We start from the raw sequence: 20,918 nt of genomic DNA, 5'->3' as shown, positions 1-20,918 counted from the left end.
AAATTTTCCTTAACGCTTTTCGTCTAATTTAGCCTCGGTTTGTCTGCCGGGGGTTTTGATGCTGCGCCTTTTTTCTACGTCGATTGTCCGCCAGATCGTTGCGATCACGCTGTGTCTGCTGGCCGTCAGCACGGCCGCCATCGTCGGCGCGACCTATTATAATCTCAGCCGCTATGTCATGGACGGGGCCGTCTCCGATGCCAGGGATGCTACCCGCGCCATGGCCGTCCTCTACGGCGCAGCCGATCAAGGCGCCAGGGTCGAGCTGAAGGACAACCAGCTCGCGACCGTGACGGAAGACGCTATCCCCGCCCTTGCCGATCATTCGCTGGTCGACCGCACCGCGCAGTCGATCGCCGGTGTCGCTACCGTCTTCCAGAAGCGGGGCGGCGACTATGTCCGCATCTCCACCAACGTCAAGAAGGAAAACGGCGACCGCGCCGTCGGCACCAAGCTGGTCGCCGAGCACCCCGCCCAGCCGGTTCTCGCCAGGGGCGAAGCCTATTACGGCCAGGCCGAGCTTTTCGGCCGCAAGTTCATGACGGGTTATTTCCCGGTCAAGAACGCCTCGAATGCCAATGTCGGCATTCTCTTCATCGGCATTCCGATGGAGGTCTATTATCAGCGCATGTATGAACTGCAGATGCTGGTCCTCGGCGTCGGCGCCATCGTCATGCTCATCGTCGGCGTTCTCGCATTCTATGCGATCCGCCTGTCGGTGAAGCCTTTGCAGGCGCTGACCGCGAGCGTTCACGCGATTTCCTCGGGCGATCTCGACGGCGCGATTCCCTGCGTCACCAAGAAGAACGAGTTCGGCGATATCGGCCGGGCTCTGGCGCTGTTTCGCGACAGCGCCCGCGCCAGGCGCGATCTGGAAACCCAGGCTGCCGAACAGCGCGCCTTGAGCGATGCCGAGCGCGCCAGGAACGATGCCGACAAGCGCTCGCTCGACAGCCAGATCGACTTTGCCGTCAACCAGCTTGCCGCCGGCCTCGGACGCTTGTCGCAGGGCGATGTCTCGGAAACGATCGGTACGCCCTTCGTCGGTCGGCTGGAGCAGTTGCGCGTCGATTTCAACGCTTCGCTGCTGCGGCTCCAGGATACGCTCTCCGGTATCCGCGACAGCGCCTCGACCATCCAGCGCAACAGCGGCGCCGTTTCGGTTTCAGCAAGTGAGCTTTCGAAACGCACCGAGGCGCAGGCGGCAAGCCTCGAAGAAACCGCCGCCGCGGTTGAGGAGATCACCGTCACCGTTCGCTCTTCCGCCGAGCGCGCCCGCGAAGCAAACAATGTCGTCGCTGCGACCAAGAACACGGCCGACAATTCCGGCGCCGTCGTCGGCGATGCCGTTGCCGCCATGGAGCGCATCGAAGAGGCCTCGCAACGCATCGAGCAGATCATCGAGGTGATCGATGACATCGCCTTCCAGACCAACCTGCTGGCGCTGAACGCCGGCATCGAGGCGGCCCGAGCCGGCGAGGCTGGCAAGGGTTTTGCCGTTGTCGCCCAGGAGGTCCGCGAACTTGCCCAGCGTTCGGCCGATGCGGCGCGCGAGATCAAGTCGCTGATCGAGACCTCCAGCCGCGAGGTGACGGTGGGCTCCGAACTGGTTCAGAAGACCGGCAGCGTCCTTGCCACAATCAGCCATGAGATCATCGCGATCAGCGGCCATGTCGAGACCATCGCCACCGCAAGCCGCGATCAGTCGGCAGCACTTCAGGAGGTCAACGGTTCGGTGAACGCCATGGACCAGATGACCCAGAAGAACGCCTCGATGGTGGCCGAGACCACGCAGGCAAGCCGCCTGCTTGCCGGCGAGGCCGATACGCTGATGGCACTGATCGACCGGTTCCGGATCATTGCCGAGCCCGCTGCCGCTCATCTTGGCACCAGGAAGGTCGCCTGAGGCGCACAGCCGCAGCCGCCGGATTGCGCCGCAGCTTTGCGGCGTCGTCTGAGACTGAGATCGAGCGAGGTCAGCCAGGCGGCGAAATTGACGAGACCGCTGTCTCCGAACTCGGCATAGAACCGATCCTCGTCGGTCTTGCTTCTGCCCGGCCTGCAAGTGTGCCGATATCCATGGGTGCCCGCGATGGTGATCAGATCGATCATGGCGATGTCCTTTCTGTAGAAGATATCTCCTGATTTAGGCATCGAATATCTCTTCATAAACAGGGAATATCACGCTATGTTTTTCATGGATGAAAAACGCGAATTGGGATTCCTACCAGCTCTTCCTGCAGGTCGCGCGCCTCGGCGGCCTGACGGGGGCAAGCACAGCAAGCGGGCTTAGCCCTGCGACCGTCGGCCGGCGCATGCTCGATCTCGAACAGGAGGTCGGTCGCGCTTTGTTTTCACGCAGCCAGACCGGCTACCGCCTGACCCAGGATGGCCAGGCGCTGCTCGATCACCTTCAGGAGATGGAGGCCGCCGCCCGCAAGGTGGAGGCGTGGCGGCAATCGGGCGAGGGTGGCACGACCGTCAGGATCGCCGCCGGCACCTGGGTCGCCTGGCTGCTGACGGAGAATTTCGCCGCCATCCGCATGCCGAGCGATGGCTTTGCCATTTCGCTCACCATCGGCGAGGCGCGGGCGAGCCTTGCCTATCGCGAGAGCGATATCGGCATTCGCGCCTTCGAGCCGGAGGAGGCCAATCTCGCCGCCCGCCGGCTCGGCGAGGTCGCCTATGCCGTTTATGTCAGACGCAACGCTGCCGAGACGGATGAGCGCTGGATTGCAGTTGCCGAGGAGGAGGCGATCTCCGCCTATCTGCGCTGGCCGCACACACATGCCGCAGCTGCGATCGTCGCCACCGTCAACCGGCCGCGTTCGCTGCCGGATCTGGTGCGCGCCGGCGCCGGCAAGGCGGTACTTCCCTGTTTTGTCGGCGATCTCCACCCCGATTTGCAGCGCCTTGGCGGCGAGATCCCGGAATTGCGCCACGCGCAATGGATCGTCATGAACGCCGAGGACCGCCATCGCCCGGAGATCCGCACGGTCGCCGACCGCATGACCAAGCTGATTAGAAGTTATGCCGATCTCTTCGCCGGAAAACGGCCGAGCCGCGGCTGATCGTCTGGGCGTTCTATGGTTACGACAAGGCGCCCGCACATGTGTCGAATGCGCGGGCGCTCTGGTCGATAAGCGCGCGCCCGTATCGTTGGGCCGCGTTGGACGTCCGGTCAATGCCGGTTGGTGACGACGACGGGGATCAGCAGGTCGCCCCAATTGCCGTCGCCGCCGTGATGGCGGGCCGAGCGCACCAGCTCGACGGAGACGCCGGCCTCGACGGCCTTCATGACCGATTGGTTCAGCCGATGCAGATCGTTGGCAAGCATGCGGATCGTCGTCTGCTGATCTTCGCTCATGCTGGTCGATTGCTCCTCGGCCCGTTCCCTGACGCGTGAAATGGATGCCATGATTTTCTCCTCCTCTTCGCTCTATTCCGCAGCCGGTTTGAACTGCGCATGTTCGGTTGAATCGTGCATTGCCGTGGTCGACGACCGGCCGCCGGTGATGGCGAGCGACACGGCGTCGAAATAGCCGGTGCCGACCTCGCGCTGATGTTTGGTGGCGGTATAGCCGTTGACCTCGGCGTCGAACTCCGCCTGCTGCAACTCGGAATAGGCCGACATCTGCCGCTGCCGGTAGCCGCGCGCCAGCTCGTACATGCCGTAATTCAGCTGGTGGAAGCCGGCGAGCGTGATGAACTGGAACTTGTAGCCCATCGCGCCGAGTTCGCGCTGGAATTTTGCGATCGTCGCCTCGTCGAGGTTTTTCTTCCAGTTGAAGGACGGCGAGCAATTATAGGCGAGCAGCTTGCCGGGATGGACCTTGTGCACGCCTGCGGCAAAACGCCGCGCCTGATCGAGGTCGGGCTTCGAGGTCTCGCACCAGATGAGATCGCAATAGGGCGCATAGGCGACGGCGCGGGCGATGCAGGGCTCAATGCCGTTTCTGACCTGATAGAAGCCTTCGACCGTGCGCCCGGCATCATAATCGACGAAGGGCTGGTCGCGTTCGTCGATATCGGATGTCAAAAGCTTGGCCGCTTCCGCGTCGGTGCGGGCAATCACCAGTGTCGCAACCCCCATGACATCGGCGGCAAGCCGGGCGGCGTTGAGATTGCGGATATGGGCGGCGGTCGGGATCAATACCTTGCCGCCGAGATGGCCGCATTTCTTCTCCGAGGCGAGCTGGTCCTCGAAGTGGACGCCGGCCGCACCTGCCTCGATATAGGCCTTCATGATCTCGAAGGCGTTGAGCGGGCCGCCGAAGCCGGCTTCGGCATCGGCGACGATCGGCGCGAACCAGGTGTCGACGGACAGCCCCTGGCCCTCCGAGGTCTCGATCTGATCGGCGCGCTGCAGCGTGCGGTTGATGCGCTTGGCAAGCTCCGGCCCGGCATTGGCGGGGTAGAGCGACTGATCGGGATACATCGCCGATGCCGTATTGGCGTCGGCCGCCACCTGCCAGCCGGAGAGATAGATCGCCTTCAGCCCGGCCCGCACCATCTGCATGGCCTGATTGCCGGAAAGCGCGCCGAGCGCATTGACGAAATCCTCCTGGTGCAGCAGCCGCCACAACCGGTCCGCCCCCATTTCGGCCAGCGTATGGGTCAGCGCCACCGAGCCCCTGAGCCGCCGCACGTCATCGGCCGAATAGGGCCTGTCGATGCCGTCGAAGCGGCCTGCCGGTGCATTGGGAACAAGCTTGTCAAAATCGGTCATGCTGATCTCCTCACTAAAAATCGATATCGGTGGTGTTGATGACAAGATTGACAATATCCTGCGGAATGGCCAGGAAAACCTTTGATTTCCCGGTGGAAAAGAGGTTAAGATGACGACGATTGACAGAGCGGCCCTGTGAATTTGTAAAGTTTTGTAAATGTTGGTGTCGCGTGCCTGTCAAAGGGTGTGACAATGGCGGAACGGAAGATATTCGCAGGCCCGAAATTGCGGCGCATCCGCAATGCGTTGGCGCTGACCCAGACCGCCATGGCCGAGGCGCTGGAAATTTCGCCCTCCTATCTGAACCTGATCGAACGCAACCAGCGGCCGCTGACGGTCCAACTGCTGTTGAAGCTCGCGGCCGTCTACCGGGTCGATCTCAAGGAGTTGCGCGGACAGACCGGCGGCAGCCTGGGCCAGCTCAAGGAGGTCTTTGCCGATCCGCTGCTGTCGGGTGAGCTGCCCGGCGACCAGGAACTGGTCGAGGTGGCCGAAGCCGCACCCAATGCGGCAAGCGGCATGATCAAGCTCTACCGCGCCTATCGCGAGCAGGCGGCAAGGCTGTCTGATCTGACGGCGCTGATGGCCGCCGAAGGCCATGCGCCTGTTGCCGCCGGCCGGTTGCCGCTCGACGAGGTGCGCGAGACGCTGGAACGCCGCTCCGCCTATTTCGGACGGATCGAGACGGCGGCGGAAGCCCTTGCCGCAACGCTTCCCGGCGGCCTCGATCTTGCTGCTGGGTTGAAGGATTGGCTGCGCGCCGAGCGCGGCATTGCGGTGCGGGTTCTGCCGGTGCACGTCATGCCGGATCTGCGCCGCCGTTTCGATCGTCATTCGATGCGGCTTTTTATCTCGGAGCGCCTGTCGCAGGCCGATCGTGCGCATGAGATCGCCGTCGAGGCGGCGACCCTTGCCTTGCTGCCAGCCATCGATGCCGAACTCGACGATCTCTCGCTCTCCTCCGCCGAGGCGCGCCGCATCGCCCGCTTCGAGCTTGCCCGCATCGCGGCGCTGGCACTCGCAATGCCCTATGAGGCCTTCCTGTCGGCGGCGAAGGCGACGCGTTACGACATCGACATTCTGCGCGCCCGCTTCGGCGTCTCCTTCGGTCATGCTGCAGCACGCCTGACGATGCTGCAGCGCCCGGGTGCCGCCGCTATTCCCTTCTTCCTGATCGAGATCGATGCCGCGGGCCACCGGCTGCGCCGGGCAGGCGCCCAGGGGTTTCCACAGGCCCGCTTCGGCGGCGGCTGTCCGAAGCTCAATCTCCACGCCGCCTTCCTGCAGCCGGGCCAGATCCTGGCCGAGACGGTGGTCATGCCGGATGGCGCCTCCTTCCTGACGGTCGCCCGCACACTGGAGGGGCCGAGCGTCGAATTCGGCGAAAGGCTGAGGCGCACCGCGATCCTGATCGGCTGTGACGCCGCCCTTAGCGAGGCATTGATCTATGGCCAGGCGACGGCGCTCGAGCCGGTCGCGATCGGCCCCGCCTGTCGCCTGTGCGAGCGGCGCGGCTGTCTTTCCCGGGCCGAGCCTCCGGTGACGCGGCCGCTCGGACTCGACGAGATGGTGGCGGGCCTCAGCGCCTTCGATTTCCAGTGATTGTGAAATCATTGAAGGCGCAGGATTTTGCGCTTGTGGGCTGTGAAATTCCTTCTTAGTCTGCTGATAAAACCAGAGGGAAAAGATGTCCTGGCATGCGGGCTCTTTGAACAAACAGGAGAAGTCATGAGGTCAATTATTCCAACTGTGACGGCCGCTGCCGTTGCCGCGTTGCTTGCCGCTGCGCCATCCTTTGCGCAGGAGCGCGTGGTCAACGTCTACAACTGGTCGGATTATATCGACGACAGCATCCTTGCCGACTTCACCAAGGAAACCGGCATCAAGGTCGTCTACGACACCTTCGATTCCAACGAAACGGTGGAAACCAAGCTGCTGGCTGGCGGCACAGGTTACGACGTCGTCGTTCCCACAGCCGACTTCCTGCAGCGCCAGATTCAGGCCGGCGTCTTCCAGAAGCTCGACAAGTCGAAACTGCCGAACCTTTCCAACATGTGGGATGTGATTCAGCAGCGCACCGCCGAATACGACGCGGGCAACGAACACGCGGTCGATTACATGTGGGGCACCGACGGCATCGGCTACAATGTCAAGAAAGTTGCCGAAATCCTCGGTCCCGATGCCAAGCCCGGCCTCGAAGTGATCTTCGATCCGAAGGTTGCCGCAAAGTTCAAGGATTGCGGCATCTACGTTCTCGACACACCCAAGGACGTCATCACCACGGCGTTTCGCTATCTCGGTCTCGACCCGAACTCCACAAAGGCCGAGGATTTCAAGAAGGCCGAAGAACTGCTGACGGCGGTCCGCCCCAACATCCGCAAGTTCCATTCGTCCGAATACATCAACGCGCTTGCCAACGGCGACATCTGCATCGCCTTCGGCTATTCCGGCGACATGCTGCAGGCGCGCGACCGTGCGGCCGAAGCCAAGAACGGTGTCGAGGTCAATTATTCGGTTCCCCCGCAGGGCGCCCAGATGTGGTTCGACATGATGGCTATCCCCGCCGATGCGCCCCACGTCGCCGAAGCCCACGAATTCCTGAATTACATGATGAAGCCTGAGGTCATCGCCAAGGCGAGCGATCACACCTTCTATGCCAACGGCAACAAGGCCTCGCAGCAGTTCGTCAGCAAGGACATTCTGGAAGACCCCGCAATCTATCCGACCGAAGAGGTGATGAAGAACCTCTTCACGGTCAAGCCGTGGGATCCGAAAACGCAGCGCCTGGGGACGCGCCTCTGGACGAAGGTGGTCACCGGCCAGTAATGCTGCCTTGGGCCCGGACGGCAACGTCCGGGCCTTTCAATTAACGGCCCGGGTGAAGGCCGGAAAAAACCTTGTATTCGGGGAATAATATGAAGTCTCTCGGCAATATCCGCCGCGCTTTTGCGCCCTGGACTGATCCCTCTGCAAAACCTTTCATTGCTTTCAGGAATGTCACCAAGCGCTTTGGCGATTTCACCGCCGTCGACGATCTGTCGCTGAATATCTATCACCGCGAGTTCTTTGCGCTGCTTGGAGCTTCGGGCTGCGGCAAGTCCACGCTGCTGCGCATGCTCGCCGGTTTCGAGCAGCCGACCTCCGGCGAGATCGTGCTCGACGGCATCGATTTGGCCGGCACGCCGCCCTACAAGCGGCCGGTCAACATGATGTTCCAATCCTATGCGCTTTTCCCGCACATGACGGTTGAGAAGAATATCGCCTTCGGCCTGAAGCAGGACGGTATGGCAAAGGATGAGATGACAGACCGCGTCGCGCAGATGCTGAAGCTCGTCAAGCTCGAGCAGTTCGCCTCGCGCAAGCCGAACCAGCTTTCCGGCGGCCAGCGCCAGCGTGTGGCGCTGGCCCGCTCGCTCGCCAAGCGCCCGAAGGTGCTGCTGCTCGACGAACCGCTCGGCGCGCTCGACAAGAAGCTGCGCGAAGAAACCCAGTTCGAACTGATGGACCTGCAGCAGAGCCTCGGCCTGACCTTTGTCGTCGTCACCCACGACCAGGAAGAGGCGATGACCATGGCCGACCGCATCGCCGTCATGAGCCACGGCAAGGTCGTGCAGGTGGCCACTCCGGCGGAGATCTACGAGGCGCCGAATTCCCGCTTCGTTGCGGATTTCATCGGCGACGTCAACATCTTCGACGGCAAGGTCGCTTCATCGGGCAACGGCACCGTCGAGATATCAGTCGACAGCGGCTTCAGCGTGCGCGTCGCCGCTTCCGAGACACCGCCGGCCGGCAGCGCCGTCGGCTTCGCCATCCGGCCGGAAAAGATGCGGGTGTTGCGGCAGGCGCCCGCCAATGCTTCGGTCAACGCCGCCAGGGGCGAACTCTGGGATATCGCCTATCTCGGCGACATGACCGTCTTCCATGTCAAATTGCAGAGCGGCAAGATCGTCAAGGCCTCGTCCCTCAACGCGCAGCGCTCCGTCGACGACCCCTTCACCTATGACCAGGAAGTCTGGATCTCGTTCGACGAGAACGCCGGCGTTCTCTTGAAGGATTGAGATCATGGGCAAGCTCACTTCCGGCCTCTACAACCGGCTCGTCATTGCCATCCCTTATGCCTGGCTGCTGCTCTTCTTCCTGGCGCCGTTCTTCATCGTCTTCCGCATTTCGCTGTCGACGACGGCAATCGCCATGCCGCCTTACGAGCCGGTGTTCTCGCTTGCCGACGGCTGGGCCGGGCTATGGAGCAAGATCGGCGAGCTGTCCTTCGACAATTATGCCTACCTCACCGAGGATGCGCTCTATTTCAATGCCTATATCTCGAGCGTAGTGATTGCCGGGATCTCCACTTTCCTCACACTGCTGATCGCCTATCCGATCGCTTATGGCATGGCACAGGCGCCGCGCACCATCCGCCCGACGCTGGTGATGCTGGTCATCCTGCCGTTCTGGACGAGCTTCCTGATCCGCGTTTATTCCTGGATCGCGATCCTGAAGCCGGAAGGGCTTCTCAATCAGCTTCTCCAATCGCTGCACATCATCGACAGCCCGCTGATCATTCTCAACACCACGACCGCCGTCTATATCGGCATCGTCTATTCCTATCTGCCGTTCATGGTGCTGCCGCTCTATTCGGCGCTGGAAAAGATGGATGGTACGCTGATCGAGGCTGCGCAGGATCTCGGTTGCACGCCGATCCGGGCTTTCTGGCGCGTCACCTTTCCGCTGTCGATCCCCGGTGTGGTGGCCGGCTGCATGCTGGTCTTCATTCCCGCTGTCGGTGAATTCGTCATTCCCGACCTGCTTGGCGGTTCGCAGACGCTGATGATCGGCAAGACGCTCTGGAACGAGTTCAACGCCAACCGAGACTGGCCGGTCTCCTCGGCGGTGGCGACGATCCTGCTGATGATCCTGGTGATCCCGATCGTCTTCTTCCAGAATGCCCAGGCCAAGGCCGAAGAGCGGGGGAAATAAGCCATGCTGAAATGGACCCGCTTCAACATTGTCTCCGTCACGCTCGGTTTTGCCTTCCTCTACCTGCCGATCGTGCTTCTGGTGATCTTCTCCTTCAACAAATCGAAGCTCGTCACCGTCTGGGGCGGCTTCTCGACCAAATGGTATGTGTCGCTGCTCTCGAACCAGGGCCTGCTCGACGCCGCCTGGGTGACGATCCGTGTCGGCCTGCTGTCGGCGACGCTCGCCACCATCCTCGGCACGATGGCGGCGCTGACGCTGGTGCGCTACACCCGCTTTCGCGGCCGCATGCTGTTTTCGGGCATGATCTACGCGCCGCTTGTCATGCCCGACGTCATCACCGGCCTTTCGCTGCTGCTGCTCTTCGTTGCGATCGGCTTCGACCGCGGTTTCTGGACGATCACGCTGGCGCATACGACGCTGACCATGTGTTTCGTCGCCGTCGTCGTCCAGTCGCGCCTCCTGAGCTTCGATCATTCGATCGAGGAAGCGGCGCAGGATCTCGGCGCGCCGCCGGTGCGCACCTTTTTCGAGATCACCTTGCCGATCATCGCGCCGGCCGTGATCTCAGGCTGGATCCTTGCCTTCACCCTGTCGCTCGACGATCTGGTGATTGCCAGCTTCACCTCGGGACCGGGCGCCACCACGCTGCCGATGCGGATCTACAGCCAGGTCCGCCTCGGCGTGACGCCGGAGATCAACGCGGTCTGCACCATCCTGATCGGCATCGTTGCTGTCGGCGTCATCTGCGCCTCGATCGTCACCAAGCGCCGCGAAATCCAGCGCCAGCGGGACGAGCGTGCGGCGGCCGCCGGCGCTTGAACCTACTGCGCGTGGGGTGTGTTGCGGAAGAGCGGTACCGGTGAGATCACCGGGTTCGGCCAGGAGCCGCCGATGAAGAACGGCAGAAGCGGCAGATCCGCCGCCTTGGCCGGATCGGTCGCTTCGAGCGATCCGGACAGCGCCAGCCCGTTCGACTGATAGGTGATGACGCCGGAGAGCGTCAGCGTCTCGGCCGTGCCGGCGATCCGGGCGTCGTGCATCTCGGCGGAACCATTGGCGAAATCGGCCTGCAGGTTCAACTGATTGAAAGCGAAGGCGCCGCCTGCCGCAGCACTCAGCGGAAAGAACGGTTTTTCGGCTGCCTGCGTCCTCAGCGCCGCGGCATCGATGCCGGGGATCGTGCCTTCCCTTGTCCAGAAGTGCAGCCTGCCGGTGACGTCGGCAAGACCGGTCGTCCAGATCGCCTTCGGCGACTGCAGGTCGAGATCGAGCGATCCGGTCGCCAGCGGCAGCGGTCCCTTCAGCTGCAGTCGTTCGGCAAGGGCTGCGAAGTCGGCATCGCGGATCGACAGCTGCAGCTTGCCGCCGCCGTCGAAGTCGCGCTGGGTCGCTTCCAGATGCGCGGTCATCTCGCCGCCTTCGAACCGGCTGTCGCCGATGTCGAATTTCGCTTCGCCGCCGGTAACGATCATGCTGGCGCCGACATCGGAAAGCGCGAAGAGACCCATCTGCGCGCGCCGCGCCGAAAGCCTGACATCGACATCGAGCAGATGCAGCGGCCCGTTTATGCCGGCGGAGATCTCCTCCGCCTCGCCGGCGGCGAGCCTCAGCGCGAAGGCGTCGAGAAACGGCTTGAGGTTCATCTGGTCGAAGGCGAGCGTGCCGCCGATCTTCGGCCGTTTGCCGGGTTGGGTGAAAAGGTCCATCACCCCGGTGGCGCTCGCTTCGTTCAGGGACAGGCTGAGATTGTTGAAGCGCAGACCGTTGCCCGACGACATGATGTCGGATTCCAGCGAGGCGCTCTTCAGCGTGGCGATGCCGGGGATGGATTTGCCCGACCATGTAAGAAGCGCGGGCATATCGGGAATGCTGGCGGTGATATTGCCGGAAAGCGCCGAAAGGCTAGCGATATTGGCAATTCCCTGGAAGTGCGCGGTCAAAAGGTTCGATGTGAGCGACGTCCGCGTCTCGGCATTGCGGCCGGCAAAGACGAGCAGCGGCTGGCGCGAGGCGAAATCGACCTTGAGGTCCTCGCCGTTGATGCGGGCGATGACGACCGCCGAGATCGCGCCTGACAGTCTCGGCCAGGCGATATCCGCGGTGACGCTGTCGAAACGATAGGTCTTGGCGGTCTTGATGTCGGCCACCGCAAGCGTGCCGTCTTCGACCGTCACGGCGCCAATCTCGGCGTCGAGATCGCGGTCGAGCACCTCGGCGCCGTTTTCGGTGCGCACGCCGCTGATCGCGCGGGCGAGCAGGCCGGCATAACTCCAGTCGATCAGGCCTTTTTCGTCGCGCGTCAGCGCCAGGTTGGGACGCACCAGGTGGAATTCGTGGAAGCTGGTGCGGCCTCTCAGCGCGTCGATGAGACTGAAATCGGCCGACAGGCTGTCGATGCTGCCGAGCAGCTTGTCGCCGCTTTCGCGCGGCTGGCGGATGGTGATCTGGTTCAGCGTGATGCGCGGTGTCGGCCAGAATTCGAGAATCGGACTGCCCTTGATCTCGGCATGGTAGCCCGTCCATTTCGACAGTGCGTCCTCGATGCCCGAGCGCACGAAACCGGTGGTGATGAGATAGGGTGCGGCGATCCTCAGCGCCACGAACAGCGCCAGCGCGATCAGCAGGAACACCGTCGACAGACGGGCGAAGGCCGGAAGCCAGCGCGAAACGGGTCCGATCTTCCTGCGCCACCTGCGATGTCTTGACGTGCTCATGATCTCCGCCGGCAATTCCGCCGGTTATCCCGTTAAGCGCTGATTTCGCCGGATATAGGAAATATCGGGCATATGCAAATCCCCTACAGTGCCGCGCCTGTTTTCAGACGCGCCGAAGCATGCTGCAGCCCTTTGAAGCGACGCATCGATCTTCGGACTGCATAGGCTGGGATCGCGTCGGTTCCGCACTTTATAATGCAATGCAGCATGATATAAAGGCGGGATTGGGAGGAGGATTGAATGCAGGATAACAGACCACTTTGGGTGCCCTCGGCGGAAGCCGTTGCAAAAAGCCCGATCCACGCCTTCATGGCGCGCTGCAATACCGATTTCGGGCTTTCGCTTTCCGGCTTTGAAGATCTGCATGCCTGGTCGGTGGCCGAGCGGGAGAAGTTCTGGTCGGCCGTCTGGGATTTCTGCGGCGTGAAGGGAGAGCGCGGCGCAGAGGTGCTCATTAATGGCGACCGCATGCTGGAGGCCCGCTTCTTTCCGAATGCGACGCTGAACTTCGCCGAGAACCTGCTGGCCGGCCACGGTGATGGCGATGCCATCATCTTTCGCGGCGAGGACAAGGTTGAGGACCGCTGGTCGTGGAACCGCCTGCGGGCGCTGGTCTCGAAGCTGCAGCAGGCCTTCAAGGCGCAGGGAATCGGTGAGGGCGACCGCATCGCTGCGATGATGCCGAACATGCCGGAGACCGTCGCCGCCATGCTGGCGGCCGCCTCGATCGGCGCCATCTGGTCGTCCTGCTCCCCCGATTTCGGCGAGCAGGGCGTGCTCGACCGCTTCGGCCAGATCGGCCCGAAGCTGTTCATCGCCTGCGATGCCTATTGGTATTCCGGCAAGCTGCAGGATGTCGGCGCCAAGGTCGCCGCGGTGGCGAAAAGCTTGGGCGTCCCGACGATCGTCGTCCACTATGCCGGCGATGCCGAGGCGGTCGCGCGGCAAACGCCTGGCGCTTCGACGCTGGAAGCCTTCGTCGCACCCTATCAGGCCAAAGAGGTCGAGTTTAAACCGCTTGCCTTTGCCCATCCGCTCTACATCCTGTTTTCCTCCGGCACCACCGGCGTGCCGAAATGCATCGTCCATTCGGCCGGCGGCACGCTGTTGCAGCATCTCAAGGAGCAGCGGCTGCATTGCGGGCTGCAGGCCGGCGAGAAGCTGTTCTACTTCACCACCTGCGGCTGGATGATGTGGAACTGGCTGGTCAGCGGCCTTGCCAGCGGCGCCACGCTCTGCCTGTTCGACGGCTCACCATTCGCGCCCGATGGCAACGTGCTGTTCGACTATGCCGCGGCCGAGAACTTCGCGATCTTCGGCACCTCGGCGAAATATATCGATGCCGTGCGCAAGAGCGGGCTGACGCCGCGCACGAGCCACGATCTTTCCAGCCTGCGGCTGATGACCTCGACCGGCTCGCCGCTGTCGCCCGAAGGCTTCACCTTCGTCTACGAGGGCATCAAGCAAGATGTGCAGCTCGCCTCGATCTCCGGCGGAACCGATATCGTCTCCTGTTTCGTGCTCGGCAATCCGCTGCAGCCGGTCTGGCGCGGCGAGATCCAGGGGGCGGGCCTCGGCCTTGCGGTCGATGTCTGGAACGATGACGGCAAGCCGGTGCGCGGCGAAAAGGGCGAACTCGTCTGCACCAAGGCCTTTCCGTCGATGCCGGTGATGTTCTGGAACGATCCCGACGGCGCCAAATATCGCGCCGCCTATTTCGAGCGGTTCGACAATGTCTGGTGCCATGGCGATTTCGCCGAATGGACCGAGCATGGCGGCCTCGTCATCCACGGCCGTTCGGATGCGACGCTCAATCCCGGCGGCGTGCGCATCGGCACGGCCGAGATTTATAATCAGGTGGAGCAGATGGAGGAGGTGGCCGAGGCGCTGTGCATCGGCCAGGAGTGGGACGATGATGTGCGCGTCATCCTCTTCGTCCGGCTTGCCCCCGGCGTGACGCTGACCGAGGATCTGGTCAAGGCGATCAAGACGCGGATACGCACCGGCGCCTCGCCGCGCCACGTGCCGGCCAAGATCATCGCGGTCGCCGATATCCCCCGCACCAAATCCGGCAAGATCGTCGAGCTTGCGGTGCGCGAGGTCGTTCACAACAGGCCGGTGAAAAACCAGGAAGCGCTCGCCAATCCCGAGGCGCTGCGGCTCTTTGCCGGGCTGGAGGAGCTCAAGGATTGATAGCGGATCGGAAGTTACAAGCTTTTGTCACTTATCGATGCACTGTCATCGAAACCTTTCGTTAAGAAAGGTTTGTCAAATCTAAAAGCCAACTTGGGGGCCGTGTATGAACGAGGCGGCCTGGAGCCCTACCGCGCCGCGCGTCTTAGACGCGCAATCATGCAGCAGGGCTTTCGATACATGATGGTGATCGACTGAGCTCTTGTTGAACAGCACCAAATTCAAGGCAGCCTCGGCTGCCTTTTCTTTATGGCTCAGCCGGCCAACACCCGCTGTGATGGAAAGGTGATCTCGACGAGCGTGCCTTCGTTCGGCGCCGAATTGATCGAGAAGACGGCCCGGTTGGCATCGACCATCGCCTTGGTCAGCGGCAGGCCGAGCCCGGTGCCGTCGCCGCGATGGCGCGATTGGGTCGAGGAGACCTGCCGGAACGGCTTCATCGCCTGGTCGAGTTCGCTGCGCGTCATGCCGATGCCGGTATCACGGACCCTGAGCACGACGCTGCCATTGGCCTCATAGGAGGTGGAAACGACGATCTGCCCGCCCGACGGGGTGAAACGGATGGCGTTCGACAGGATGTTGAGGGCGATCTGCTTGATCGAGCGAAGATCCGCCACGACCTCGGGCACCGCATGCGACAGCGCCGTGCGGATGATGACGCGCTGGCTGTTCGCCTGCGGCTGCACCAGGGCGACCGCCTCGGAGACCGCCTCGTTGAGGCCGACGGCGGCAAAATCGAGATCCATCTCGCCGGCCTCGATCTTCGAAATATCGAGCAGGTCGTTGACGATATCGAGCACGTGCCGGCCGGAGCGGCCGATATCGTTGGCATATTCGATATAACGCGGATGGCCGATCGGGCCGAAGCGTTCGCCGGCCATCATATCGGAAAAGCCGATGATGGCGTTGAGCGGCGTGCGGATCTCGTGGCTGACGCGGGCGAGGAAATCGGTCTTGTGGGCATTGGCGGTTTCGGCCGCACCCTTGGCGTTGCGCAGCTCGTCTTCGGTGCGCTTCCACTGGGTGATATCGCGAATGACGGCGCAATAGCCGTTGGAGGAGGTGAGCTGGCCCATCGTCATGAACAGCGGCACGAAGCCGCCGGCGGCCTCGCGGCCGATCACTTCGCGTCCGTCGTTCAACACACTGGCGACGCCATGGCCGGAGAGGCCGTTCAGATAGTCGAGCACCGCCTTCTGGCTCTCATGGGCAAACAGCATGACGAAGGGTTTGCCGCGCGTCTCCTGCTCGTCGTAATTGAAAAGCGCGCTCGCCGACCGGTTCATCGAGCGGATGTCGCCCTCCGTGCCGATGACGACGACGCCGTCGGTCGCCGTTTCCAGGATCGAGCGCAATTCCTCCACTTCGACCTGCAGCTTGGCGACCTTCTCGACCATCCGCTCGGGACGCGCTTCTGTCCGGCCCTCGGACCGGCCTGCATCGCCGCGGCCCTCTTCCTTGCCTTCCACCGGCATCAGCGCCAGCATCAGTGCATTGGCGTCTTCCCAGCGCACCGATTGCAGCCGCGCCGTCACCGGAACCAGGCTGTCGTCGGCCTTGACCAGCATCATGGTGCCGGAGCCTGCGGCCTTTTCCTCGAGTTCGCGGCGCTGCAGCAGGGCTTCGATGCCGCCGACCTCGCGCAATGCGTCGAGCGTTGCGTAGCCGGTCAGCCGCATGAATTCCGGATTGGCATGGAGCAGCGCATCGCCGACATGGATGAGGACCGCGACAGGCAACTGGTCGACCGTTCCCAGCGAAAGCCCCTCGGTCATCTTGACACGCGGCGGGATGAAGCTTGTCAGAACCTCGATCTGGCTGACCGTCTCCTCCAGCCCTTCCGTCGCCTCGTCCTCTTCTATGTCGTCAGGCTCCTCGGCGCCGTCGTCGCCCGGGGCGTCGGCAGCATTCTCGAAAATCGCCTCCTGCGGCGCGATCTCCTTGAGCGAGGGCACTTCCTCGTCGGCAACGGGTGTTTCGGCCTCAAGCGCTTCGGCCCCAGAAGCCTCTTCGAAGCTTGCCGTTTCCGTGCCGGCGGGTTCACTCCGTGCCGGCGCAGCAGGTTCGTCCTTGCTGGCGCCGAAGGCCTCGAGACGCTTGGCGATCTCGCGGAAATTGGCCTGTTCGGCGGCCGTCAGTGCGGCGCCGCTGTTATGGAGCTGAACGATCTTGTCGGAGAAACGCCGGTTGGGCGTTTCTGAAATGCGAAGCGCCGGCGGCTCGTTCGATGTTTCCGTTGCCGGTTCGACGGCGGAGATATCGCCGGCCTCGGCGCTATCGTCTGCTGTTTCCGAAGCGCTTGGCTGGATAGGCGGCTCGTCGGACGCCTGCTCGCCGGACTCGTGCTCGATCGACGCCTGCTCGGCGGCAATCTCCTCAGGCGCTGGCTCCGTCTCCGGCTGCGGCCCGCTTGCCGCAGGCGCCTGGTCCTCGACCTCCGTCAGGGCGGGTTTGCTCACGACCTCTTCCTGCGCTGCCGGCGCGTCGTGTACCGCCTCGGCGGTGGTATCGCTCACCGGGCCGAGGCTTGCCGCATCATGGCCGACCCCATCCGGGCCGAGCGTCAGGCCGAGCGCCAGCGGATCTTCCTGCGCATCGGAAAGCCGGACGACGCCGAAGCCGCGGAAACCGTCGAAGTCGCGGTTGCGGGTATAAGTCGGCAGCGCGGCAAGATCGACGGGAACGACGAGGCTGGTGCCTTCGACCGGCCAGAGGATGGTTTTGCCCGACCATGTGTCGCGGCGGGCGAGCGCTTCGGCAAGCTTGCCGTCGGGATCGAGATTGAAGAGGGCGGCGATATCGCCGAAGGCAGAACCGATAATCTCGGATGCATGCGGACCGACGGCCTCGGCAAATTCGTGGCTGACCTCGTTGAACCGGCCCTCGGCATCGATCTTCCAGACGAAGCGCGTGGCGCGGCTGTTCGGCTTGAAGACGAAGCCGGGCTCAGCCGCAAGCTCAGGAGCAGGGGAGGCGTCGGCGACTATAGGCGGTGCGACGACGGGCTCTTCGTGAGCGGCTTCCGGCGGCTCTTCGACAGGCGCTTCGCCGGCTTCAACAGGCGGCTCCGCCGTCGTCGCCGTTTCCACCGTCTGCGTGACGGAGGCCAGGTCGTTCTTGATGATCGCGGCAGGCTCGTTGGCCTCATCCGCGCTGCTTTCGATCACGCCGCCGTCGCTTTCCGGCTCCGCATGTTCGGTGAGATCGGCTTCGTCGGCCATCTCGTCTGCTGTTGCCGCTGCGCTTTCCGCCGCAAGTTCGTTTTCGTCGGTGATGTCTTCGAGCGTTTCCTCGACTTCCTCGATCCCCGAGACCGCCTCGATGATCTCAGTTAAGCCTGTGTCGGCAACGGGCGCGTTGGTGAAGTCTTCGGCCGGCGGCACGCTGTCTTCCTGCACGGGCGTATCAATCAAGTCGAGCGCCGGCGTATCGATCGGATCGGAAACGGCCACGTCGGTCGGATCGAGATGGCCGATTGCGGTTTCCACGGCAAAGAGCAGGTTGAGCGCCGGCTCGTCGCTGAGCTTGCCGACGGCAGCCGGAAGATTGCCTCTGCCGGTGGCAACAGGTCGCTTCACCAACCGGTCCGGATGCGCGCCGGCAAGATTGATCAAGGTCTTTGCCGTCGGCGCGGAAATCCCGAGCGAGGCAAAGCCGGGCGAGGCGGCGATGACGTCGCCGTCGGCGCCGATCACAGCCATATGGGTGTCGGGGTCATCGAGCCCCTGCAGCATCTGGGCCGCCGAGGCGCCTGACGTCAGCGGCTTTGCCGAGACTGGCACCGAAAACAGCATGGCCTTTTCGGCTGAAGAAAGCCGGATGAGTTCGACCGCTGCTTGCACCTGCACGCGTTGAAAACCCTTGGCGACGCGGATCATCAGGCTGCGGCTATCGCCGATATCGGAAAGCTGGCGCGCCGCCGTTTCCAACTGGCGGAAGGTAATATCCGTGCGGTCGACGCCCTGATCGAGCAGATCATAGACGGCCGAATGGCCGAAAAGTTCGGCACCCGCGCCGTTCGCCCAGAGCAGGCGGGCAAGGTCGGCCGAAAACAGCACCATCGCCTCGCCGCGTGAAAAACGTTCCCGCACCCGTGCATGCACGGCGATATCGATGAACGGATATTGGACTGCGGGCATGATCGAACCTTGTCGCTGTCGGCCTTCTTAAATTAACGGCTTATTAATAACTGCGGGGGGCATGCGGGTCCAGAAGAGCAGGAGGTTTTCGGCCGGCAAGGTTAACGTCTTGTGCATCGCACAATAATTGTTGCAATGCACAATGAAATGTCTTATATAAGCAACATCCCAACTATTGCAGGCAGCGACTGCCTCAGCCCAAAGGATGCGACCCATGGCTACCATAAAGACCGACGACGTTTTTTCAATCGCTTCTTTCGATCCGTCCAAGTTCGCGGAATCCTTCCGCGATTTCGCCGAAAAAGGCGCTCAGCAGTCCAAAGACGCCTATGCCAAGCTGAAGACCGCCGGCGAAGAAGCCGGCAAGACGCTCGAAGCCACTGTCCAGACGGCACAGGCCGGCAGCGTCGAACTCGGCCTGAAGGCGATCGACATCCTGCGCGTCAATTCCGAGAACTCGCTCTCGCACTTCGAAGCGCTGCTCGGCGTCAAGTCTGCCGCTGAATTCTTCGAGCTGCAGACCTCGTTCATCCGCAAGCAGGCTGAGCTGACCGTCGAGCAGGCGAAGTCGATCCAGGAAACCACCAAGCAGGTTGCCGAAAAGCTCGCAAAGCCCTCCAAGGACGCCGCCGAAAAGGCCATGGCTTCCTTCAAGGTTGCCTGATCGGTCTTGACCGATCGGAGACAAAGGGCTGGACCTCGCGTCCAGCCTTTTTGTATATTGACGAGGAATGGGGCTTGAATTCGTCGCCAAGTCCTCGTATGTGACCCCCATCGCGCCAAGCGTGATTTATGCGGTTGTAGCTCAGTTGGTTAGAGCGCAGGTTTGTGGCACCTGAGGTCGGAGGTTCGAGACCCCCCAACCGTACCATTCCAATCTTGTTAATCCTCGATAGACCGACCGAGAATTCCAGTTGACGCCGTCGACCGAAATATGGTCGGCGTCGGCGCCCCTAAATTTTTACCGATCCAGTTGCCGATATTGCGTTATTCGGTCGACTAGTTGTCGGCTCATTCGAACGAATGAGCCCAACATGCCTTGGTTTGAGGTTTGTCATCCTCCCAACGTTCAGGTGGGTGTCGGTCATGCGGCAAACGCACGTGTTGTCGGGCGCTTGGCTTGATCGCAAACCTCCATCAAAAGGGTGCCGTCGATTCTCAGGATGGATCCAATCGATTAGCCCAGCAGTATGCATCTGATCTCGCTTGCGACGCTGCTACCCGCTGTTCCGCTCGAAAGTCTGCAGATGCTCCGAGCATACCGTTTTGACCAGCGTAAGCAACGTGGCGGTTTGCTCGGCAAGCCATCCCAGGGCTTCCTCGCTGATCTCGAAATGCTTGGAATACCGAGCTTTCACATAGGCCTCGTTCAACAAGTTGAACCAGGCGCGCTCGCGATGCTGGTCGCGGGGAAAAGCTTGGGCAAGGCGCCGGTCCTGCTCCTCGGCGAGTGAACGGAGGAATTTGATGTTGTGGGAAGGCGGGCCGTAATTGGTGAGTGTGAGCAGGACACAGGAATAGGCCTGCTCGATGGACTGATGCATCTGAAAGGCGGCTTCCTTGATGCGCCCTCGGCTAAGCGCATATCGTGAAGTATCCAGAAACCCGTCTGCGGTTGGATAGCGCTCCTCAAAGTGCTCCTTCGCCACCCGGTGCCGATCCGCCGGCGAGAGTGGCAGTGGCTGAGCCAGGGGCTCGTCATCCAGTTCGTAAAGGACAATGCCTTCCTTGCGGATATCGGAGAAGAAGTATTGCCCTTCCTTGAGATGGGTATTCACCTCTCGCCTGGAGTGGACGATGAAGCTTACTGGTGTTTCGATCGACTTGTCGTGGATCAGCCGGTCGGCGGCTTTGTGCCAGTACTCGGCGAAATCGCAGAGCTTGCGATTGTTGACGATGATCAAAAGATCGAAATCGGAGCGATAACCCTTCATCGTGAATGGCTCATCGACCCAGCCACCCTTGGCATATGAACCAAACAGAATGATCTTCAGGATCCGGCCGCGCTTCTTAAATTCTGCCGTCCCGTCCTTTAGCGCGTCTACGAATTCCTCGTGCAGGATCTCCAGAACGCGGCCGATCTCGCGTTGCTTGCGAAGCGGCATATGGTCGAGGGACGACTTCATGGCATCATCGATAGGCGAAAGTTCCTATGCCGTCCATGAC

15 protein-coding genes and 1 tRNA gene are annotated in these 20,918 nt (G+C 62.2%); 10 read left to right on the top strand and 6 right to left on the bottom strand.

Translation table 11 applies throughout. The annotated features are described in order from the left end of the window. Positions 1-58 precede the first annotated feature (58 nt). Positions 59-1,906, top strand: coding sequence for a methyl-accepting chemotaxis protein (locus ACS4RS_RS03870; RefSeq protein WP_439008636.1), 1,848 nt, complete (start codon positions 59-61; stop codon positions 1,904-1,906). Here ACS4RS_RS03870 and ACS4RS_RS03865 read toward each other — a convergent pair. Then, a complete protein-coding gene (locus ACS4RS_RS03865; protein WP_439011760.1) occupies positions 1,879-2,112 on the bottom strand; it encodes a hypothetical protein in 234 nt (77 codons plus the stop codon). The genes ACS4RS_RS03870 and ACS4RS_RS03865 overlap by 28 nt on opposite strands. A gap of 89 nt (positions 2,113-2,201) precedes the next feature. On the opposite strand from ACS4RS_RS03865, the gene ACS4RS_RS03860 reads away from it, so the two are divergent. Further along, positions 2,202-3,071, top strand: coding sequence for a LysR family transcriptional regulator (locus tag ACS4RS_RS03860; RefSeq protein ID WP_449313887.1), 870 nt, complete (start codon positions 2,202-2,204; stop codon positions 3,069-3,071). A gap of 110 nt (positions 3,072-3,181) precedes the next feature. On the opposite strand, the gene ACS4RS_RS03855 is transcribed toward ACS4RS_RS03860, so the two are convergent. Together ACS4RS_RS03855 and aceA are read right to left on the bottom strand one after the other, a co-directional pair. Further along, the gene (locus ACS4RS_RS03855; RefSeq protein WP_003584324.1) at positions 3,182-3,418 is read right to left on the bottom strand and encodes an SMc00767 family acetate metabolism repressor; all 237 of its coding nucleotides are present in this window, start codon (positions 3,416-3,418) and stop codon (positions 3,182-3,184) included. Between the two features lie 21 nt (positions 3,419-3,439). Beyond that, positions 3,440-4,729, bottom strand: coding sequence for an isocitrate lyase (aceA, locus tag ACS4RS_RS03850; protein ID WP_439008637.1), 1,290 nt, complete (start codon positions 4,727-4,729; stop codon positions 3,440-3,442). A gap of 192 nt (positions 4,730-4,921) precedes the next feature. Here aceA and ACS4RS_RS03845 point away from each other — a divergent pair, with 192 nt between their 5' ends. The 5 genes from ACS4RS_RS03845 to ACS4RS_RS03825 all read left to right on the top strand — a co-directional run bounded on the left by ACS4RS_RS03845 (position 4,922) and on the right by ACS4RS_RS03825 (position 10,525). After that, complete coding sequence (locus tag ACS4RS_RS03845; protein ID WP_439008638.1) at positions 4,922-6,331, top strand: short-chain fatty acyl-CoA regulator family protein; 1,410 nt, start codon at positions 4,922-4,924, stop codon at positions 6,329-6,331. Between the two features lie 126 nt (positions 6,332-6,457). Continuing rightward, positions 6,458-7,555, top strand: coding sequence for a polyamine ABC transporter substrate-binding protein (locus ACS4RS_RS03840; protein ID WP_449313886.1), 1,098 nt, complete (start codon positions 6,458-6,460; stop codon positions 7,553-7,555). A gap of 89 nt (positions 7,556-7,644) precedes the next feature. After that, positions 7,645-8,787: a polyamine ABC transporter ATP-binding protein gene (locus tag ACS4RS_RS03835; protein WP_439008639.1), complete on the top strand. Its 1,143-nt coding sequence runs from the start codon at positions 7,645-7,647 to the stop codon at positions 8,785-8,787. 4 nt (positions 8,788-8,791) lie between these two features. Beyond that, positions 8,792-9,703, top strand: a complete 912-nt coding sequence (locus ACS4RS_RS03830; protein WP_439008640.1) for an ABC transporter permease subunit — start codon at positions 8,792-8,794, stop codon at positions 9,701-9,703. Between the two features lie 3 nt (positions 9,704-9,706). Further along, a complete protein-coding gene (locus tag ACS4RS_RS03825) occupies positions 9,707-10,525 on the top strand; it encodes an ABC transporter permease (RefSeq protein WP_449313885.1) in 819 nt (272 codons plus the stop codon). A 2-nt stretch (positions 10,526-10,527) separates the two neighbouring features. Here ACS4RS_RS03825 and ACS4RS_RS03820 read toward each other — a convergent pair whose 3' ends face one another. Then, complete coding sequence (locus ACS4RS_RS03820; RefSeq protein ID WP_439008642.1) at positions 10,528-12,420, bottom strand: AsmA family protein; 1,893 nt, start codon at positions 12,418-12,420, stop codon at positions 10,528-10,530. A gap of 240 nt (positions 12,421-12,660) precedes the next feature. Between ACS4RS_RS03820 and ACS4RS_RS03815 the strand changes: the two genes are divergently transcribed. After that, on the top strand, positions 12,661-14,613 hold the full coding sequence (locus ACS4RS_RS03815; protein ID WP_439008643.1) for an acetoacetate--CoA ligase: 1,953 nt from the start codon (positions 12,661-12,663) through the stop codon (positions 14,611-14,613). A 254-nt stretch (positions 14,614-14,867) separates the two neighbouring features. Here ACS4RS_RS03815 and ACS4RS_RS03810 read toward each other — a convergent pair whose 3' ends face one another. Continuing rightward, on the bottom strand, positions 14,868-18,752 hold the full coding sequence (locus ACS4RS_RS03810) for an ATP-binding protein (RefSeq protein WP_439008644.1): 3,885 nt from the start codon (positions 18,750-18,752) through the stop codon (positions 14,868-14,870). A 214-nt stretch (positions 18,753-18,966) separates the two neighbouring features. Between ACS4RS_RS03810 and ACS4RS_RS03805 the strand changes: the two genes are divergently transcribed. Beyond that, complete coding sequence (locus ACS4RS_RS03805; protein ID WP_003570225.1) at positions 18,967-19,416, top strand: phasin; 450 nt, start codon at positions 18,967-18,969, stop codon at positions 19,414-19,416. Positions 19,417-19,546: 130 nt separating this feature from the next. After that, positions 19,547-19,623: transfer RNA gene (locus tag ACS4RS_RS03800), tRNA-His, on the top strand. Between the two features lie 346 nt (positions 19,624-19,969). Here ACS4RS_RS03800 and ACS4RS_RS03795 read toward each other — a convergent pair. Beyond that, positions 19,970-20,878, bottom strand: a complete 909-nt coding sequence (locus ACS4RS_RS03795; protein ID WP_439008645.1) for a nucleotidyltransferase and HEPN domain-containing protein — start codon at positions 20,876-20,878, stop codon at positions 19,970-19,972. Between the last annotated feature and the right edge of the window lie 40 nt (positions 20,879-20,918).

It is taken from the genome of Rhizobium sp. F40D2 (assembly GCF_051810745.2).
In the GTDB taxonomy this organism is placed as follows: domain Bacteria; phylum Pseudomonadota; class Alphaproteobacteria; order Rhizobiales; family Rhizobiaceae; genus Rhizobium.
This window is presented reverse-complemented; position numbering and strand designations above follow the sequence as displayed.